The 17,168-nt window shown below is 72.0% G+C and carries 16 protein-coding genes; 9 read left to right on the top strand and 7 right to left on the bottom strand.

Going from position 1 to position 17,168, the window contains the following annotated elements; genetic code table 11:
- Positions 1 to 21: 21 nt before the first annotated feature.
- Together AC5WRT_RS17090 and ssgD are read right to left on the bottom strand one after the other, a co-directional pair.
- Positions 22 to 1,659 carry an ABC-F family ATP-binding cassette domain-containing protein gene (locus tag AC5WRT_RS17090; RefSeq protein ID WP_496094293.1) on the bottom strand — a complete coding sequence of 546 codons (1,638 nt, stop codon included), beginning with the start codon at positions 1,657 to 1,659 and terminating at the stop codon, positions 22 to 24.
- 320 nt (positions 1,660 to 1,979) lie between these two features.
- The gene (gene ssgD / locus AC5WRT_RS17085) at positions 1,980 to 2,396 is read right to left on the bottom strand and encodes a spore wall synthesis regulator SsgD (protein ID WP_496094294.1); all 417 of its coding nucleotides are present in this window, start codon (positions 2,394 to 2,396) and stop codon (positions 1,980 to 1,982) included.
- 218 nt (positions 2,397 to 2,614) lie between these two features.
- Between ssgD and AC5WRT_RS17080 the strand changes: the two genes are divergently transcribed.
- A complete protein-coding gene (locus AC5WRT_RS17080; RefSeq protein ID WP_496094295.1) occupies positions 2,615 to 3,709 on the top strand; it encodes a WD40/YVTN/BNR-like repeat-containing protein in 1,095 nt (364 codons plus the stop codon).
- 92 nt (positions 3,710 to 3,801) lie between these two features.
- On the top strand, positions 3,802 to 4,140 hold the full coding sequence (locus AC5WRT_RS17075) for a plasmid stabilization protein (RefSeq protein ID WP_496094296.1): 339 nt from the start codon (positions 3,802 to 3,804) through the stop codon (positions 4,138 to 4,140).
- A gap of 9 nt (positions 4,141 to 4,149) precedes the next feature.
- Here AC5WRT_RS17075 and AC5WRT_RS17070 read toward each other — a convergent pair whose 3' ends face one another.
- On the bottom strand, positions 4,150 to 4,440 hold the full coding sequence (locus tag AC5WRT_RS17070; RefSeq protein WP_496094297.1) for a YciI family protein: 291 nt from the start codon (positions 4,438 to 4,440) through the stop codon (positions 4,150 to 4,152).
- Positions 4,441 to 4,500: 60 nt separating this feature from the next.
- Between AC5WRT_RS17070 and AC5WRT_RS17065 the strand changes: the two genes are divergently transcribed.
- Positions 4,501 to 5,238, top strand: a complete 738-nt coding sequence (locus tag AC5WRT_RS17065) for an endonuclease V (RefSeq protein ID WP_496094298.1) — start codon at positions 4,501 to 4,503, stop codon at positions 5,236 to 5,238.
- Here AC5WRT_RS17065 and AC5WRT_RS17060 read toward each other — a convergent pair.
- Both AC5WRT_RS17060 and AC5WRT_RS17055 read right to left on the bottom strand, forming a co-directional pair.
- Entirely contained in the window at positions 5,202 to 5,372 is a 171-nt protein-coding gene (locus tag AC5WRT_RS17060; protein ID WP_496094299.1) for a hypothetical protein, read from the bottom strand. The two genes, AC5WRT_RS17065 and AC5WRT_RS17060, sit on opposite strands and share 37 nt — an antisense overlap.
- A 132-nt stretch (positions 5,373 to 5,504) precedes the next feature.
- Complete coding sequence (locus tag AC5WRT_RS17055; RefSeq protein ID WP_496094300.1) at positions 5,505 to 6,701, bottom strand: saccharopine dehydrogenase family protein; 1,197 nt, start codon at positions 6,699 to 6,701, stop codon at positions 5,505 to 5,507.
- Between the two features lie 429 nt (positions 6,702 to 7,130).
- Here AC5WRT_RS17055 and AC5WRT_RS17050 point away from each other — a divergent pair, with 429 nt between their 5' ends.
- Genes AC5WRT_RS17050 through AC5WRT_RS17040 form a run of 3 tightly spaced genes read left to right on the top strand, consistent with a single transcriptional unit; the run spans position 7,131 to position 11,774 of the window.
- Positions 7,131 to 8,291 carry a CaiB/BaiF CoA transferase family protein gene (locus tag AC5WRT_RS17050; protein ID WP_496094301.1) on the top strand — a complete coding sequence of 387 codons (1,161 nt, stop codon included), beginning with the start codon at positions 7,131 to 7,133 and terminating at the stop codon, positions 8,289 to 8,291.
- Positions 8,292 to 8,334: 43 nt separating this feature from the next.
- Positions 8,335 to 9,549: an acetyl-CoA C-acetyltransferase gene (locus tag AC5WRT_RS17045; RefSeq protein ID WP_496094302.1), complete on the top strand. Its 1,215-nt coding sequence runs from the start codon at positions 8,335 to 8,337 to the stop codon at positions 9,547 to 9,549.
- Between the two features lie 41 nt (positions 9,550 to 9,590).
- Positions 9,591 to 11,774: a 3-hydroxyacyl-CoA dehydrogenase NAD-binding domain-containing protein gene (locus tag AC5WRT_RS17040; protein WP_496094303.1), complete on the top strand. Its 2,184-nt coding sequence runs from the start codon at positions 9,591 to 9,593 to the stop codon at positions 11,772 to 11,774.
- On the opposite strand, the gene AC5WRT_RS17035 is transcribed toward AC5WRT_RS17040, so the two are convergent.
- Positions 11,760 to 12,467: a MerR family transcriptional regulator gene (locus AC5WRT_RS17035; protein ID WP_496094304.1), complete on the bottom strand. Its 708-nt coding sequence runs from the start codon at positions 12,465 to 12,467 to the stop codon at positions 11,760 to 11,762. The genes AC5WRT_RS17040 and AC5WRT_RS17035 overlap by 15 nt on opposite strands.
- Positions 12,468 to 12,701: 234 nt before the next feature.
- Between AC5WRT_RS17035 and AC5WRT_RS17030 the strand changes: the two genes are divergently transcribed.
- From AC5WRT_RS17030 to AC5WRT_RS17020, 3 genes are all read left to right on the top strand, one after another.
- Positions 12,702 to 14,168, top strand: a complete 1,467-nt coding sequence (locus tag AC5WRT_RS17030; protein WP_496094305.1) for an amino acid permease — start codon at positions 12,702 to 12,704, stop codon at positions 14,166 to 14,168.
- Between the two features lie 66 nt (positions 14,169 to 14,234).
- Positions 14,235 to 14,375, top strand: coding sequence for a hypothetical protein (locus AC5WRT_RS17025; protein ID WP_496094306.1), 141 nt, complete (start codon positions 14,235 to 14,237; stop codon positions 14,373 to 14,375).
- Between the two features lie 208 nt (positions 14,376 to 14,583).
- The gene (locus AC5WRT_RS17020; protein WP_496094307.1) at positions 14,584 to 15,498 is read left to right on the top strand and encodes a PfkB family carbohydrate kinase; all 915 of its coding nucleotides are present in this window, start codon (positions 14,584 to 14,586) and stop codon (positions 15,496 to 15,498) included.
- An 11-nt stretch (positions 15,499 to 15,509) separates the two neighbouring features.
- On the opposite strand, the gene AC5WRT_RS17015 is transcribed toward AC5WRT_RS17020, so the two are convergent.
- On the bottom strand, positions 15,510 to 17,012 hold the full coding sequence (locus AC5WRT_RS17015) for a M1 family metallopeptidase (protein ID WP_496094308.1): 1,503 nt from the start codon (positions 17,010 to 17,012) through the stop codon (positions 15,510 to 15,512).
- Between the last annotated feature and the right edge of the window lie 156 nt (positions 17,013 to 17,168).

Genomic DNA, 17,168 nt, shown 5'->3' with positions numbered 1-17,168 from the left:
GCCTGCACAAAACCCCCGTTGTCAGGCTGTGGCCCTCCTGAGACGCAGGACGTCCTCCGGCGTGATTTCCGTCAGTTCCCCCTGCTCCATCAGCAGCCACCGGGTGACGCCGATCGACTCCAGGAACGGCAGATCGTGCCCGGCCACGAGCAGCGCGCCCTCGTACGACTCCAGCGCCGAGGTCAGCTGTCGCACGCTCGCCGTGTCGAGGTTGTTGGTCGGCTCGTCGAGCAGCAGCAGCTGTGGTGCCGGCTCGGCGAGCAGCAGCGCGGCCAGGGCCGCCCGGAACCGCTCGCCGCCCGACAGCGTGGCCGCCTTCTGGTCGGCCCGCGCGCCCCGGAACAGGAAGCGCGCGAGGCGCGCCCGGACCCGGTTGTCGGTGGCGTCCGGCGCGAACCGGGCCACGTTCTCGGCCACCGACAGGTCGTCGTCCAGCACGTCCAGCCGCTGGGGCAGAAAACGCAGCGGCACGTGCGCGCGTGCCTCGCCGGACACCGGGGCCAGTTCCCCGGCGACGGTCCGCAGCAGCGTCGTCTTCCCGGTCCCGTTGCGGCCGACCAGCGCGATCCGCTCAGGTCCGCGCAGATCGAGGATGCCCCGGATCCGCGCGCCATGGGCCATGGCCAGGTTCTCCAGGGTGAGCACCTGCCGGCCGGGCGGTACGGCCGTGTACGGCAGGTCGACGCGGATCTCGTCGTCGTCCCGTACGGCCTCGACCGCGTCGCCCAGGCGGTCCCTGGCCTCGGCGAGCCGCTCCTCGTGCATGATGCGGTGCTTGCCCGCCGACTCCTGGGCGGCGCGTTTGCGGGCGCCCATGACGATCTTCGGTTCGCGTTTGGCGTCCCACATCTTCTGCCCGTACCGCTTGCGGCGGGCCAGTTTGACCTGGGCGTCGACCAGTTCGCGCTTCTGCCTGCGCACATCCGCCTCGGCGACGCGCAGCATCCGCTCGGCGGCCTCCTGCTCCACGGCGAGGGCCTCCTGGTACGCCGAGAAGGTGCCGCCGTACCAGGTGACCTCCCCGCAGCGCAGATCCGCGATCTGGTCGACCAGGTCGAGCAGTTCCCGGTCGTGGCTGACGACGACCAGCACGCCCGGCCAGGCGGCCACGGTCCGGTACAGCCGGCGGCGCGCGTACAGGTCGAGGTTGTTGGTGGGTTCGTCCAGCAGCAGCACGTCCGGGCGGCGCAGCAGCAGCGCGGCCAGCCGCAACAGCACGGCCTCGCCGCCGGAGACCTCGCCGGCCGTGCGGTCCAGGCCGATGTGGCCGAGACCCAGCTCGCCGAGTGTGACGAGGGCGCGTTCCTCGACGTCCCAGTCGTCGCCCAGCGTCTCGAAGTGCTCCTCGGTGGCGTCGCCCGCCTCGATGGCGTGCAGGGCGGCACGCCGTTCGGCGATGCCGAGCGCCTCGTCGACACGGAGAGCGGTGTCGAGGGTGACGTTCTGCGGCAGGTACCCGACCTCTCCGGAGACCTTGACGGTGCCGTCGGCCGGGGTGAGTTCTTCGGCCAGCAGTTTCAGCAGGGTCGACTTCCCCGAGCCGTTGACGCCGACGAGTCCCGTCCGGCCGGGGCCGAAGGCGACGTCGAGGCCGTCGAAGACGGCGGTGCCGTCGGGCCAGGTGAAGGACAGGGACGTAGCGGTGAGGGAAGCTGACATGAGGGCCTCGCAAGGGTTCGTGCGGTCGGTGGGCGCATGTCGAGACACCGCGAGGCGGGAACCGAAGGGCCGTGGGGCACGAAGAGGCCATGAAAAAGGGCCTGTGCCGGAGGACGGCTCGGACGCCGAGGTCGTAACGCCGCGCGCACACCCGAACGGTGCGACGCGATGTCTCAGGACCTCAGACGAGCAACGTCCTTCTCCAATCGACGGCAACAGGACCGAGGTAGACGTTAGAAGGGGGCCGGAGGACTGTCAACGCAATTGAGCTCGCGGCCCACGCGCGCGCTCGCCGAACGGGCCGCACGTGCGTGCCGCGCTCAGCAGGCGTCGCGCATCAGCTCGGCCAGGCCGTGGTCGAGGTCCAGCTGGAGGTGTTCCAGGCCGACGGGCACGAGTTCGCTGGAGGCCTCCAGGAAGCGCCGGATCTCGCCCGAGCGCACGTGCACGATCGCGGTGCCCTCCGGTGCGTGGAACTCCAGCACCGTACGGTCGTAGCCGTACGGCCGCACCCGCACGTCCCCGTGCCCCTCGGGCCCCTGCAGTCCGGCCGTGAGCAGCTCGCGGGAGAAGGTCCAGCACACGTCGACCCCTTCGAGGGTGGCCGGGGCCGGGAAGGTCATGACGACGGCGAACGGATCGCTCCGGTCGTAGCGCAGCGTGGCGGGAATGCTCGGCATGCGCGGTGCGGCGGCGACGAGACGCGCCTCCACGGGCTGCTCGATGACGGTGGACAACGCCTTGCTCCCTCGTGACGGCTGGACTGCGCCCGGGTGTGCACCACCCGGCACTGGAAGAGACGACGGATCCGGCCGATCCGTGCACAGGCGGCACGAGTGACCTCGGTCACCGCATTCATGCACCATGAGAGGCTGGTCATTTCGCCCGTACGACGGGCAGTTGGCCCTCTGGACGGCACCCTGCCGGTGGGCTAGCTTCGCCCGCCATGAGGCGCATGGGGAGCACGCGACGCAGAGGACGCACGAGCAGACTGGTGGCGGCGGGGGTGGCGTGCGGGGCGGCGCTCGCCGCGCTGACCGTGCCGACGGCCGCGGCGGGGCCGTTCGGGCAGGGGAGCGTGCACTGGGCACCCAAGGACCCGGGCACCCCGCAGGTCCGCTTCCGGGGACTCGCTGCCGTCGACCGGCGCACCGCCTGGCTGGCCGGCACCGGCGGCACGGTGCTGCGCACCACGGACGGCGGAACGAGCTGGCGAAACGTCTCCCCGCCCGGCGCGCAGGATCTGCAGTTCCGGGATGTCGAGGCGTTCGACGCGCGGCGGGCCGTGGTGCTGGCCATCGGCGAGGGCGAGGCGTCCCGCGTGTACCGCACCGAGGACGGCGGAGCCACCTGGACGGAGTCCTTCCGCAACACCGACCCCCACGCGTTCTACGACTGCATGGCCTTCTTCGACCGCCGGCACGGCCTTGCGACGAGCGACCCCGTGGACGGACGGTTCCGCATCCTGGCCACGAGCGACGGCGGCCGCTCCTGGCGAGTGCTGCCCTCGGCCGGCATGCCGCCCGCCCTGGACGGCGAGGCGGGCTTCGCCGCCGGTGGCCAGTGCCTGGTCACCTCCGGGTCCGAGGACGTGTGGCTGGCCACCGGCGGCGGCGCCCACGCGCGCGTGCTGCACTCCGCCGACCGCGGAGTGACCTGGACGGCCGCCGACACACCCCTCCCCGCCGGCGATCCCGCCAAGGGCGTCTTCGCACTCGCCTTCCGTGACCGCGACCACGGCCTCGCCGTCGGCGGCGACTACCGCACCGGCCGGCCCTCACCGCGGGCCGCCGCCGTCACCGCCGACGGCGGACGCACCTGGACCCCGGCCGCCACGCCCCCGCCCGCCTACCGCTCCGGGGCCGCCTGGCTCCCGCACAGCCGCACCGCCGCGCTCGCCGTCGGCCCCACCGGCACCGACCTCACCACCGACGCGGGCCGCACCTGGCGCACGATCGACACCGGCTCGTACGACACCGTGGACTGCACGCCCGACCTCAGCTGCTGGGCGGCCGGCGAGCAGGGCAGGGTGGCGCGGCTGGAACGCTGAGGTAGAGAGCCGGAACCGGGGTACTCGTCTCCCGCCGCACAGGGCCTGCGCAAGGCCCTTGCGCAGGCCCGTCGTACAGGAAGGGAGCGATCATGCCGGCCGGTTCCAGCGCCAAGCGCGAACGCCAGTACGAGCACATCAAGAAGAGCGCGCAGGACCGGGGCGAGAGCGCCGGACGCGCCAAGGAGATCGCCGCGCGGACGGTCAACAAGGAACGCGCCCGCTCCGGCGAATCGAAGACCGCGAGCCGCAGCTCGACGCAGGACATGTCCTCGGGCAAGCGCGGCGGCCAGCGGTCCGGCAACCGGGTCGGCTCCCGGGGCCCGACCCGCGACCAGCTGTACAACGAGGCGAAGCAGCGTGGCATCGAAGGCCGTTCGCACATGAACAAGGACGAGTTGCAGCGCGCGCTGAACGCCGAGAAGGGGTAGCGGCGAGGATCAGTTCGGCGTCTGCCGGTGGCGGGCCAGCTCCGGCGCCGTCTTCGTGGCGGTGAACTCCGTGATCCGGTACGTGCACACGCCGCCGGTGAGGAAGGGGTCGCCCGCCACGATCTCCTCGATCCGCGCCCGGTCCCCGGCGAGGACCATCCCGCCGTCCCGGGGGTTCTTGCGCCCGGAGGCCAGGAAGAAGCCCTTCTCGTACTGCGTCTCCAGCCAGGCCACATGGTCCGGCAGCAGCGCGTCGACGGCGTCGAGGGGTGCGGTGTAGGTCAGCTCCAGCACGAACATGATCGCGAGACTACCCCCGGGCTCCACAAGGTGCCGAACGCCCGTACAGTCGACGTCACCATGACGACCGTAGGCGTACCCGCGGGCTGGCCCGCGACCGAGGAAGAGGCCCGTGCGGTGCAGGACGCGCTGCGCGGGCGGGTGGTGCTCGAGGAGCGCGGCCCCGAGCCCGGGAGCGGCCGGGTCACCGGCGTCGACGTCGCCTACGACGACGAACTCGACCTCGTCGCCGCGGCGGCCGTCGTGCTGGACGCCGCCACGCTGGACGTGGTCGCCGAGGCGACGGCCGTCGGCCGGGTCTCGTTCCCGTACGTGCCCGGCCTCCTCGCCTTCCGGGAGATCCCCACCGTCCGGGCCGCCCTGGATCGGCTGCCCTGCCCGCCGGGCCTCGTCGTGTGCGACGGCTACGGCAGGGCCCACCCGCGCCGCTTCGGCCTCGCGAGTCACCTCGGCGTGCTCACGGGCCTGCCGGTCATCGGCGTCGCAAAGAACCCGTTCGTCTTCACCCATGACGAGCCCGGTGCGCTGCGCGGCGCTGCGGCTCCGCTGCTCGCGGGCACCGAGGAGGTCGGGCGCGCGCTGCGCACCCGCGACGGCGTCAAACCCGTCTTCGTCTCGGTCGGCCACCGGGTGAGCCTGGACAACGCCGTGGCCCACACCCTCGCCCTCACCCCGCGCCACCGGCTGCCGGAGACCACGCGCCGGGCGGACGCGCTGTGCCGCCGGGCGCTGCGGGACGCGGCACAGCGCGCCGCGGGTGCTCAGGAGGCGACGACGCGCCAGGCGCCGACCTCCTGATACGCGGAGTCGTGGACGGTCGATCCGTCTCCCGGTTCGAGGGCGTAGTGGCGGAGGTTGCCGCCCCGGTAGCGCAGGATGCGCCCCAGCTCGCCGGCCCGGTCCTGGGCCGGCGCGTTCTTGTCCACGGTCACTCGAGCACGAACTTCATGCCTCTCTCGGCCCCTTCCCTCTCGGCTGCCTGAGCCTCCATCGTGTCATTGAAGAACCCTGGAGACTTTTCCGGCGACGGCCGCGGCCCGGCTGCGGGCTGGAGCGCGGAAGTCTCAAACGGAGGAGGGGACCGGGTCGGCGGCCGCGACCCGGAAGGTGATCCCGGCGGCGCGCAGCCGCTCGGTCAGGGCGTCACCCATCGCCTGCGCCGTGGTGACCTGCCCGGCCGTGGGCGGGAGGTCGTCGAAGACCAGGCTGAGCGCCGCCTCGGCGAACATCTTCGCCGTCTCGTCGTAGCCGGGGTCGCCGCCCGAGACCTCCGTGAACACGCGCCGGCCGCCGCCCTCGCCGACGAACCGCACCGCGAACCGGCTGCGCGCCCGCCGCTGCGCGCTCGGCCCGTCTCCCGGCCGCAGCCGGTTCGACAACCAGCGCCGCGCGGGCGGCAGTTGGGCGGCCGTCAGCACCGCGCCGACGGCGGTGACCCCGCCCAGGGCGACCGGGAGCCGCCGCACGGCCGCGTAGTGCCGGTAGCGGAAGTCGGGGCCGTACCGCTCGAGGGCCTTGGCCGAGCGGCGCACGATCTGCGGGTCGACGGTCGGCAGCGGCAGCGCCCATGCGCCCACCTCGCCGGCGAACCGCGGCGCGCCCGTCGCCGCCGTGATCCTGCGCCCGATCAGCCGCGGCTCGTGCCGGCGCCGTTCGCGCGCGGCGGCCAGCAGTTGCCGGCCGCGTGCGAACTGGTTCAGCGCCGAGGCCAGGGTGCCGCCGGAGAAGGCCGCGTCGGCGGTCACGTAGCCGTCCACGCTGAGCGGGACCCCCTCCGGCAGCTGCCGGACGGTGAAGTACACGCCCAGGTCATGGGGTACGGAGTCGAAGCCGCAGGCGTGCATCAGTCGGGCGCCCGTCTCCCGCGCGCGTGTGTCGTACCGGACGTAGGTCAGGTCCACGAACTCCGGCTCGCCGGTCAGGTCGAGGTAGTCGGTCCCCGTGTCCGCGCAGGCGGCGACCAGGTCCTCGCCGTAGAGCACGTACGGCCCGACGGTGGTCGCGACCACGCGCGCGTGCTCGGCGAGGGCACGCAGGGACGCGGGCTCGCGCACCTCGGCCCGCAGCACACCGATCTCCGCCGCGCCGGGAAGCCGCTCGCGCAGTCGCTCCAGCCTGCCCTCGTCGCGACCGGCCACCGCCCAGCGCAGGTCCTTCGGCGCGTGCGCGGCGAGATACTCCGCCGTGAGGGTGCCGACGAAGCCGGTGGCTCCGAAGAGCACGAGGTCGTACGGACGGTCCGCCCTGTTCAGCCTGCTCATGACACCCCTTGGTCCCGCAGCCCGCGCCGCTGTCGGTGGCTGAGGCTAGCGTGAGGAGTGCGAGTGCCGACGACCAGCCCGGAGGCAGTGGTGGCCGCAGCCAGGAACACCCCGACGAAGGGGGAGAAAGTCCGCGCGCCGTCGCCCGGACCACCGGGCCGTGGTGAGGAGATCCGGTGGGCGGGGCCGCCGGGGTGAGCGTCGTCGTCACGCCGTGGCGCACCAGCGGCATCGGCCGCGCCGCCCGCGCCCCGGCCGGCCTCCGGGATGCCGGGCAGCGCGGCGCACGCGTTTCACTCTCCCGGGTGATCCACGCGACCGCGAGCACTTGACTAAGCGCTTGCTCGTTAGGTCTTGTGCCGGGTGGAACACGTTCCTAGCATCACCGGTGTTACATCGTTTGTGTCACACACCCTCGGGAGCTGGAGCATGACGACGGCAGGGACGCCGGCGACGCCGGTCAGCGGTCCGCTCTCCGGCGTGCGCGTGGTCGAGCTGGCCGGCATCGGGCCGGGCCCGTTCGCCGCCATGCTCCTCGCGGACCTGGGCGCGGACGTGGTCCGGGTGGACCGGCCGGGCGGGCCCGGCCTCGGGATCGACCCCGCGTACGACGTCACCAACCGCAACAAGCGCTCGGTCGTGATCGACCTGAAGGCGCCCGACGGCCCCGCACGCGTGCTGGACCTCGCCGAACGCGCCGACATCCTCCTCGAGGGCTACCGCCCGGGCGTCGCCGAGCGGCTCGGCGTCGGCCCCGAGGAGTGCCGCGCCCGCAACCCTCGCCTGGTCTACGGCCGGATGACCGGGTGGGGCCAGGACGGCCCGCTCGCCGACCGGGCGGGCCACGACGTGGCTTACATCGCGGTGACCGGCGCCCTCGGGATGACCGGCCGCCCGGGCGAGCCCCCGGTCTTCCCCGCCAACCTGCTCGGCGACTACGCGGGCGGCGCCCTGTACCTGGTCGTCGGCGTGCTCGCCGCACTGCACCACGCGCGCGCGACCGGCACAGGACAGGTCGTCGACGCCGCCATCGTCGACGGCACGGCCCACCTGTCGGCGATGATCCACGGCATGCTCGCGGCCGGCGGCTGGCAGGACCGGCCCGGCGTCAACCTCCTGGACGGAGGCTGCCCCTACTACGGCACCTACGAGACGGCCGACGGCAAGTACATGGCCGTCGGCGCCCTGGAGGGGCGGTTCTACGCGGAGTTCCTGCGCCTGCTCGGCCTGGAGGACCTGGCACCGGCCCACACGGACGTCACCCGCTGGAGCGAGTTGCGCGAGCGTGTCGCCGCCCGCTTCAAGTCCCGGACCCGGGACGAGTGGACCCTGGTCTTCGAGGGGACCGACGCCTGCGTCGCACCCGTGCTGTCCCTGCGCGAGGCCCCGCACCACCCGCACCTGGCCGCCCGCGGCACCTTCACCGACCACGCCGGTATCACCCAGCCGGCCCCCGCCCCCCGTTTCTCCGTCACCCCCGCCTCCGTCCGCACCGGCCCCGCCCTGCCGGGCGCCGGCACGGACGCGGTGGCCCGCGACTGGGGGACACCCGCACCCGTGAACGACGACCCGGTCACCGACGCCGGCTGAACCCGGCCACCCCGCTCGGCCCACCCTTCCGAAAGGCACACCAGTGAGCACCGAAGCGTACGTGTACGACGCGATCCGCACCCCGCGCGGCCGCGGCAAGGCGAACGGCGCCCTGCACGGCACGAAGCCCATCGACCTGGTGGTCGGACTCATCCACGAGATCCGCGCCCGCTTCCCCGGCCTCGACCCGGCCGCCGTCGACGACATCGTGCTCGGCGTCGTCGGTCCCGTCGGAGATCAGGGCTCCGACATCGCCCGGATCGCCGCTGTCGCCGCCGGCCTGCCCGACACGGTCGCGGGCGTGCAGGAGAACCGCTTCTGTGCCTCCGGCCTGGAGGCCGTCAACCTGGCCGCCGCCAAGGTCCGTTCCGGCTGGGAGGACCTGGTCCTCGCGGGCGGTGTGGAGTCCATGTCCCGGGTGCCGATGGCCTCCGACGGCGGCGCCTGGTTCAACGACCCGATGACCAACCTCGCCGTCAACTTCGTGCCGCAGGGCATCGGCGCCGACCTGATCGCCACCATCGAGGGCTTCTCCCGCCGGGACGTCGACGAGTACGCGGCGCTTTCCCAGGAGCGCGCCACCACCGCCTGGAAGGAGGGCCGCTTCTCCCGCTCGGTCGTCCCCGTGCAGGACCGCAGCGGCCTGGTCGTCCTCGACCACGACGAGCACCTTCGCCCCGGCACCACCGCCGACTCCCTCGCGAAGCTCAAGCCGTCCTTCGCGGACATCGGCGAACTCGGCGGCTTCGACGCGGTCGCGCTGCAGAAGTACCACTGGGTGGAGAAGATCGACCACGTCCACCACGCGGGCAACTCCTCCGGCATCGTGGACGGCGCCTCCCTCGTCGCGATCGGCTCCAAGGAGGTCGGCGAGCGCTACGGCCTCACCCCCCGCGCGCGGATCGTCTCCGCCGCCGTCTCCGGCTCCGAGCCCACCATCATGCTCACCGGGCCCGCCCCCGCCACCCGCAAGGCCCTGGCGAGGGCCGGCCTCACCATCGACGACATCGACCTGGTCGAGATCAACGAGGCGTTCGCCGCGGTCGTGCTGCGCTTCGTCAGGGACATGGGCCTGTCCCTGGACAAGGTCAACGTCAACGGCGGCGCCATCGCCCTCGGCCATCCGCTCGGCGCGACCGGCGCGATGATCCTCGGCACCCTCGTGGACGAACTGGAGCGCCAGGACAAGCGCTACGGCCTCGCCACCCTGTGCGTCGGCGGCGGCATGGGCATCGCCACCGTCGTCGAGCGCATCTGAACTCCCCGCGGAACCACCAGACCTCAACGGAGACCACTGTCATGACCGAGAGCACCACCATCCGCTGGGAGCAGGACGGCACCGGTGTCGTCACCCTCGTCCTGGACGACCCCGACCAGTCCGCGAACACCATGAACGAGGCCTTCCGGGCTTCCATCACGGCGATCGCCGCGCGCGCCGAGGCCGAGAAGGACTCCATCCGCGGCATCATCTACACCTCCGCCAAGAAGACCTTCTTCGCGGGCGGCGACCTCAAGGACATGATCAAGGCCGGACCCGAGGACGCGCAGCGCGTCTTCGACACCGCGACCGAGATCAAGAGCGCGCTGCGCCGCATCGAGACCCTCGGCAAGCCGGTCGTCGCAGCCATCAACGGCGCGGCGCTGGGCGGCGGTTACGAGATCGCGCTCGCCTCCCACCACCGCATCGCGCTGGACGCCCCCGGCTCCAAGATCGGCCTGCCCGAGGTCACCCTGGGCCTGCTGCCCGCGGGCGGCGGCGTCACCCGCACCGTGCGCCTGATGGGCATCACCGAAGCGCTGCTGAAGGTGCTGCTGCAGGGCACCCAGTACAACCCGCGCCGCGCCCTGGAAAACGGCCTGGTCCACGACCTGGCCGCGACCGCGGAGGAGATGCTCGCCAAGGCCCGCGCCTTCATCGACGCCCACCCCGAGTCGCACCAGCCCTGGGACGTCCCCGGCCACAAGATCCCGGGCGGTACCCCCGCGAACCCGAAGTTCGCCGCCAACCTCCCCGCGTTCCCGGCCAATCTGCGCAAGCAGACGAACGGCGCCCCCTACCCGGCCCCGCGCAACATCATGGCCGCGGCCGTCGAGGGCGCCCAGGTCGACTTCGAGACCGCGAGCACCATCGAGACCCGCTACTTCACCGAGCTGGTCACCGGGCAGACGGCCAAGAACATGATCCAGGCGTTCTTCTTCGACCTGCAGGCCGTCAACTCCGGCGCCAACCGGCCCAAGGGCATCGAGTCCCGCCAGGTCCGCAAGGTCGCCGTGCTCGGCGCGGGCATGATGGGCGCCGGCATCGCCTACTCCTGCGCCCGCGCGGGCATCGACGTCGTCCTGAAGGACGTCTCCCTGGAGGCGGCCGTCAAGGGCAAGGGCTACTCCGAGAAGCTGTGCGCCAAGGCCGTCGCCAAGGGCCGTACCAGCCGGGAGAAGGCGGACTCGCTGCTCGCCCGGATCACCCCCACCGCCGACGTGTCCGACGTCGCCGGGTGCGACGCCGTGATCGAGGCCGTCTTCGAGGACACCGCGCTCAAGCACAAGGTCTTCCAGGAGGTCCAGTCCGTCGTCGCACCCGACGCCCTGCTGTGCTCCAACACCTCGACCCTGCCGATCACCACCCTCGCCGAGGGCGTGGAGCGCCAGGCCGACTTCATCGGGCTGCACTTCTTCTCGCCCGTCGACAAGATGCCGCTGGTCGAGATCATCAAGGGCGGGCGCACCGGAGAGGAGGCCCTGGCCCGCGCATTCGACCTGGTCCGGCAGATCGGCAAGACGCCGATCGTGGTCAACGACTCGCGCGGATTCTTCACGTCCCGGGTGATCGGCCACTTCATCAACGAGGGCGTCGCCATGGTCGGCGAGGGCATCGAACCCGCCTCCGTGGAACAGGCCGCCGCCCAGGCCGGCTACCCCGCCAAGGTCCTCTCCCTGATGGACGAGCTGACCCTCACCCTCCCGCGCAAGATCCGGGGCGAGACCAGGCGCGCCGTGGAGGAGGCGGGCGGTACCTGGAACGCGCACCCGGCGGAGGCGGTCATCGACCGCATGGTCGACGAGTTCGGCCGCACCGGACGCAGCGGCGGCGCCGGCTTCTACGACTACACCGAGGACGGCAAGCGGGCCGGGCTGTGGCCGGGCCTGCGCGAGCACTTTGCCAAACCGGGCCATGAGATCCCGTTCCGGGACATGCAGGAGAGGATGCTCTTCTCCGAGGCGCTGGACACCGTGCGCCTCCTCGAGGAGGGTGTCCTGACCTCCGTCGCCGACGCCAACATCGGGTCCGTCCTCGGCATCGGCTTCCCCGGCTGGACCGGCGGTGTGCTCCAGTACGTCAACGGCTACGAAGGCGGCCTGCCCGGCTTCGTGGCCCGCGCGCGGGAGCTGGCCGAGCGCTACGGCGAGCGGTTCACCCCGCCCGCGCTGCTCGTGGAGAAGGCCGGGAAGGGAGAGTCGTTCGCGGACTCAGTCCGTTCCTGACCGGGTGACCCACTCGCTCAGCTCCTCCCGCAGCGACCGCTGGAACGTCGTCAGCAGCGCCTGCACCACCAAGGGGTGCATGTGTGCCGACAGCGACCTCACGTCCTGGGCGTCACGCTCCGCGACCTCGCCGCGGAGGAGCTGGGACAGCTCGTGAGCCGCGGCGCGCGAGTGCTCGACGAGCACCTTGCGCGCCGCGAGGATCGCCTCCTGCGACAGCGGTACGTCCAGCAGCTGCACGCCGAGCCGGAGCAGCCCGGAGTCGACCCGGAAGGCGTCGTCCTCCGCAGCGGCGACCACGTTCATCGCCGCGAGCCGCTCCAGGTCCTCGTCCGTGAGCACCCGCCCCGACCGCCGCTCCAGCTCCCGCCGGGACACCGTCTCGACCACGTCGGGCGCCCAGGACGCGACCACCGCACGGTGAATGGCCAGGTCGTGCGGCGAAAGGTCGGCGGGCAGCTGCCGCAGGTAGCGCTCGATCGCCGACAGGGTCATGCCCTGCCGCTGCAATTCCTCGATCAGGGCCAGCCGCGCCAGGTGGTCCGGCCCGTAGTGCCCCACCCGGCGCGGGCCGATCACCGGCGGCGGCAGCAGGCCCTTGCTGCCGTAGAAGCGGACGGTGCGCACGGTGACGCCCGCCCGGGCGGCCAGCTCGTCGATGGTGAGGGGCGTGTCCCCGGCGTCGGTGGTCATGTGCAGCAGTATCGCTGTCTCACCAATGGTGTGAAACCTCTGGTGAACGTCGTGTGGACCCTTTGTTGATCATGTGAGAAGTAACGCTGTGTGACATGAACCACCGCATGGGGGCGGGTTCGTCTGGGAAGCTGCTGCCTCGGTCTGTGCCGCGACTCAACAGGGTGGTGCGGACCGAGCCCTGCACGTCCCCCGGACCCACGAGGACCGGGCGCACCAGGAAGTGAACCACCCGTGAGCAAGGACGCCGTGGAATCGGCACAGGTCATCGCCCGCACCCAGGCGGCCCGGACGCCCGCGGACGCGGGCGACGCCGGCTACAGCAAGGACCTCAAGGCCCGCCACATCAACATGATCGCGATCGGTGGCGCCATCGGCACCGGCCTGCTCCTGGGCGCCGGCGGCCGTCTGCACAACGCCGGCCCGGCGCTCGCGCTGGCCTATCTGGTCTGCGGCGTCTTCGCCTTCTTCGTCGTGCGGGCCCTGGGCGAGCTGGTCCTTTACCGGCCGTCCTCCGGCTCCTTCGTGTCGTACGCGCGCGAGTTCCTCGGCGAGAAGGGCGCCTACGTCGCCGGCTGGATGTATTTCCTGAACTGGTCGACCACCGGTATCGCCGACATCACCGCGATCGCGCTCTACACGCACTACTGGAGCTTCTTCACCTCGATCCCGCAGTGGGTGCTGGCGCTGATCGCCCTCGCGGTGGTCCTCGCCGTGAACCTGATCTCGGTGAAGATCTTCGGCGAGATGGAGTTCTGGTTCGCGATCGTCAAGGTCGCCACCATCGTCGGCTTCATGCTGATCAGCATTTTCCTGCTCGCCACCCGGCACAAGGTCGGCGGCCACACTCCCGGCCTCGGCGTCGTCACCGGCCACGGCGGCGTCTTCCCGCACGGTCTGATGCCGGTCGTCCTGGTCATGCAGGGCGTGATCTTCGCCTACGCCGCCCTGGAACTGGTGGGTGTCGCGGCCGGCGAGACCGCCGAGCCGGAGAAGGTCGTGCCCCGCGCGGTCAACTCGATCATGTGGCGCGTGGGCCTGTTCTACGTCGGCTCGGTCGTGCTGCTGGCCCTGCTGCTCCCGGGCTCCGTGTACTCCGCCGACGAGAGCCCGTTCGTCACGGTCCTGTCGAAGATCGGTGTCCCGGCGGCCGGTGACGTGATGAACCTGGTCGTGCTGACCGCCGCCATGTCCTCGCTGAACTCCGGTCTGTACTCCACCGGCCGCATCCTGCGCTCGATGGCCATGGCGGGCTCCGCCCCCAGGTTCACCGCCCGGATGAGCCGCAGCCAGGTGCCCTACGGCGGCATCCTGCTGACCTGCGCGGTCTGTGTCCTCGGCGTCGGCCTGAACTACCTGATGCCCAGCCAGGCCTTCGAGATCGTGCTGAACGTCGCCTCCCTCGGCATCGTCAGCACCTGGGTGATCATCATGATCTGTCACATGATCTTCGTCCGGCGCGCCCGCGCGGGCCTGGTGACCCGGCCGCACTTCCAGCTGAGGTTCAGCCCCGTCACCGAGATCGCCACGGTCGCCTTCCTGATGGTCTGTCTCGGCATGATGTGGAACGACCCCGGCGTCGGCCGGAAGACCATCCTGCTCATCCCGGTGATCGCCGTCCTGCTGGTCGCCGGCTGGTTCGGGGTGCGCCGCCGGGTGGACCGCCGCACCGACGAAGAACTCTCACAGCTGACGAGGTAGCGGGTCGGCGCCCCTGTCGGTGCATCGCCCACGGCCGCGCCGGGGCGGAGATCGGGGAAGTCCGGGGTGACGGCACCGCCCGCCCGCCGAGGGCGTCTGATCGCCCGTGTCTGCGACGACATCGGCGGCTGCTGGGAGGGCTTCGTACTCGCCCTCGCGCGGCGCCCGCCGGTGACCCGAGACGTCGTACCGCGCCCGGCACCGTGACCGCGCCCGCGGACGACTTCGTTCCGGGCGCGGTCCGGCGCGTTGCCGTGTACGGTCAGGGGCGCGTCCCGAAGGGTGCGCGGGGAACTGCGCGACCGGCTGCGCACGGCCCGCAGATCCCCCGCTCGGCGGATTCACGGCGAAGAGGCCCCCGGCCCGGCCCGCGGAGTTGCGCCGTGACGGTGTACGACCACGGAGAGGGCGGCGGATGAGCGCACACCCCGGGACGGACGTCCTGGTGCTGGGAGGGGCCGGCGTCGACACCATCATCCATGTCCCCGAACTGCCCCTGCCGTACGCCGACAGCTACATGATCGACTCCGGGATCCGTACCCGGGCCGGACAGACCGGCGACTTCGTCGCGCTGGGCCTCGCCGCACTGGGGCTGCGCACCCACCACCTCGACCTGCTCGGCGACGACCCGGAGGGCGGCCTCGTGCGCGCCCTGCACCGCGAGCACGGCATCGGACTGACCGCGCTGCCGCAGCCGGCCGGCACCAAGCGGGCGGTCAACCTCGTCGGCCCGGACGGACGCCGCCTCTCCCTGTACGACACCAGCCGCGCACGCCCCGGCGACCGCTTTCCGCCGGAGACGCTGCGCATGCTGGCCGGGGCGAGCCGGCACGTGCACGTGACGATCACCCAGCCCTGCGCCGAGGCCCTGCCGGTGCTGACGGCCACGGGCGTGAGCCTGTCCACGGATCTGCACGACTGGGACGGAGAGAACCCGTACCACGAGCCGTTCGCCCACGCGGCCGACGTCGTCTTCCTCTCGGCCGCCGCGCTGGCCGACCCCGAGCGCACCATGCGGCGCATCGCCGAGCGGGGCCGCGCCGAGGTGGTCGTCGCCACCGCCGGAGCCGAGGGCGCCCATCTGCTGACCGACGGCGAGCTGACCCATGTGCCCGCGGCGCAGCCGCCCGCACCGGTGGTGGACTCCAACGGCGCGGGCGACGCCTTCGCCGCCGCGTTCCTCTACGGCCGCCTCGCCGGCGAGCCCCCCGGGACCTGCGCCCGTTACGGCGCGGTCGCGGGCGCCCACGCCTGCACGGTCCCGGCCTCCCGAGCGGAGTCGATAGGCCGGGCCGAGCTTCTGGAGAGAGCGGCGGAAGGCAGACCTTAGCCGGTTCCCGCTCAGTGCCCGCGGGAGTCGTGGATGTCGTTCGTCGCCTCGATCTTCCGCCACGACACGGGCCGGGCCACCGCCGTGTCCGCCTGCGCCAGGGACGCGGCGCGTGCCGCGGGTGCGGCCGGCTTCGACGGCTGGTACAGCCAGGTGTGGAACAGCGCGGCGAGCGGTTTGCCGGAGACCTGCTCGGCGTACCGCTCGAAGTCGGCCACCGAGGCGTTGCCGTAGGCGTGCTCCTTCGGCCAGCCCTTCAGGATGCGGAAGAACGCGTCGTCCCCGACCGCGTTGCGCAGCGCCTGGATGGCGAGCGCCCCGCGGTCGTAGACGGCGATGTCGAACTGGTCGTCCGGGCCCGGGTCGCCGGGCTTCACCGTCCAGAACGCGTCGTCGGCCGGGTGGGAGGCGTAGACGTAGTCGGCGAGTTCCTGCGCGGTGCCCTCACCCTCGTGCTCCGACCACAGCCACTGCGCGTACCGGGCGAAGCCCTCGTTGATCCAGATGTCCTTCCAGTCCTTCAGCGACACGTCGTCGCCGTACCACTGGTGGGCCAGTTCGTGCACGACCACCGAGGTGTTGGAGCCGTTCGCGAACTGCCTGGGGCTGTAGTAGACCCGGGTCTGGGTCTCCAGGGCGTAGCCGGTGGTGGTGTTCGGGACGTATCCGCCGGCCGTGCTGAACGGATACGGCCCGAAGTAGCCGCTCAGCCAGTCCACGATCTCCCCCGTGCGCTCCACGCTCGCCCGCGCGGCCCCGTCGTTGTCGCCGAGGTCCTTGCTGTAGGCGTTGACGACCGGCACCCCACCCTCGGAGGTGCTCGTGGTGATGTCGAACCTGCCGATGGCGAGGGTGGCGAGATAGGTGGCCTGCGGCTTGTTCTGCCGCCAGATGTATCGGGTCCAGCCGAGTTTCGAACCGGTCGACTGGAGGGTGCCGTTGGAGATGGCCTGGGTGCCGTCGGGCACGGCCACCGACACGTCGTAGGTGGCCTTGTCGCTCGGGTGGTCGTTGCTCGGGAACCACCACCACGCGGCCTCGGGCTCGTCGGCGGCGACCGCGCCGTCGGGGGTGCGGTGCCAGGTGGTGAAGCCGTAGGCGCTCTTCGTCGACGGCACCCCGCTGTAGCGGACCACCACCGTGACCGGCGTGCCCTTGGCCAGCGGCGTCTTGGGCGTGATCACCAGTTCGTGCTGCTGGGCGTGTGTGAAGCCGGCCTTCGCGCCGTTGACCCGCACCTCGCTCACGTCCAGCAGGAAGTCCAGGTCGAAGCTGGACAGATCCTGCGTGGTCCTCGCCAGGATCGTCGCCGTGCCCTGCAGCTCGTCCGTCCTCGGCTGGTAATGGAGCCTCAGGTCGTAGTGCGAGACGTCGTAGCCGCCGTTGCCGTAGTACGGGTAGTAGGGATCGCCGATGCCCGGCGCGCCGGGGGAGTAGCTCGCGGCCGATGCCGGGATCGCCAGCAGGAGGGAGGCCGCCGCCAGTGCGCCGGGCGCGATGATTCTGCGGTGCACGTCAGCTCCAAGTCGTCGGGACCAAAGGTCCGTTCGGAAGATACTTCGGAGAACCGGTCCGGAGCCCATTCAGTCCCCGTGGCCCCCGGCCTGTCCATGGCACCTGCCGTCACACGATCGCCATTCGGCCGTCACGAGCCCACGGTTCGCCGTAAA

This window comes from Streptomyces sp. NTD91, from assembly GCF_059510455.1.
The sequence above is the reverse complement of the archived record's forward strand: the minus strand, read 5'-3'. Positions and strand labels throughout refer to the sequence as shown.

Bases quoted from the DNA above. Each gene is read 5' to 3' on its own strand.
- AC5WRT_RS17065 (WP_496094298.1), top strand. From the start codon at position 4,501: ATGACGACCGTAGGCGTACCCGCGGGCTGGCCCGCGACCGAGGAAGAG.
- AC5WRT_RS17035 (WP_496094304.1), bottom strand. From the start codon at position 12,467: ATGACCACCGACGCCGGGGACACGCCCCTCACCATCGACGAGCTGGCC.
- AC5WRT_RS17090 (WP_496094293.1), bottom strand. From the start codon at position 1,659: ATGTCAGCTTCCCTCACCGCTACGTCCCTGTCCTTCACCTGGCCCGAC.
- AC5WRT_RS17055 (WP_496094300.1), bottom strand. From the start codon at position 6,701: ATGAGCAGGCTGAACAGGGCGGACCGTCCGTACGACCTCGTGCTCTTC.
- AC5WRT_RS17080 (WP_496094295.1), top strand. From the start codon at position 2,615: ATGGGGAGCACGCGACGCAGAGGACGCACGAGCAGACTGGTGGCGGCG.
- AC5WRT_RS17050 (WP_496094301.1), top strand. From the start codon at position 7,131: ATGACGACGGCAGGGACGCCGGCGACGCCGGTCAGCGGTCCGCTCTCC.
- AC5WRT_RS17020 (WP_496094307.1), top strand. From the start codon at position 14,584: ATGAGCGCACACCCCGGGACGGACGTCCTGGTGCTGGGAGGGGCCGGC.
- AC5WRT_RS17070 (WP_496094297.1), bottom strand. From the start codon at position 4,440: ATGTTCGTGCTGGAGCTGACCTACACCGCACCCCTCGACGCCGTCGAC.
- AC5WRT_RS17075 (WP_496094296.1), top strand. From the start codon at position 3,802: ATGCCGGCCGGTTCCAGCGCCAAGCGCGAACGCCAGTACGAGCACATC.
- AC5WRT_RS17040 (WP_496094303.1), top strand. From the start codon at position 9,591: ATGACCGAGAGCACCACCATCCGCTGGGAGCAGGACGGCACCGGTGTC.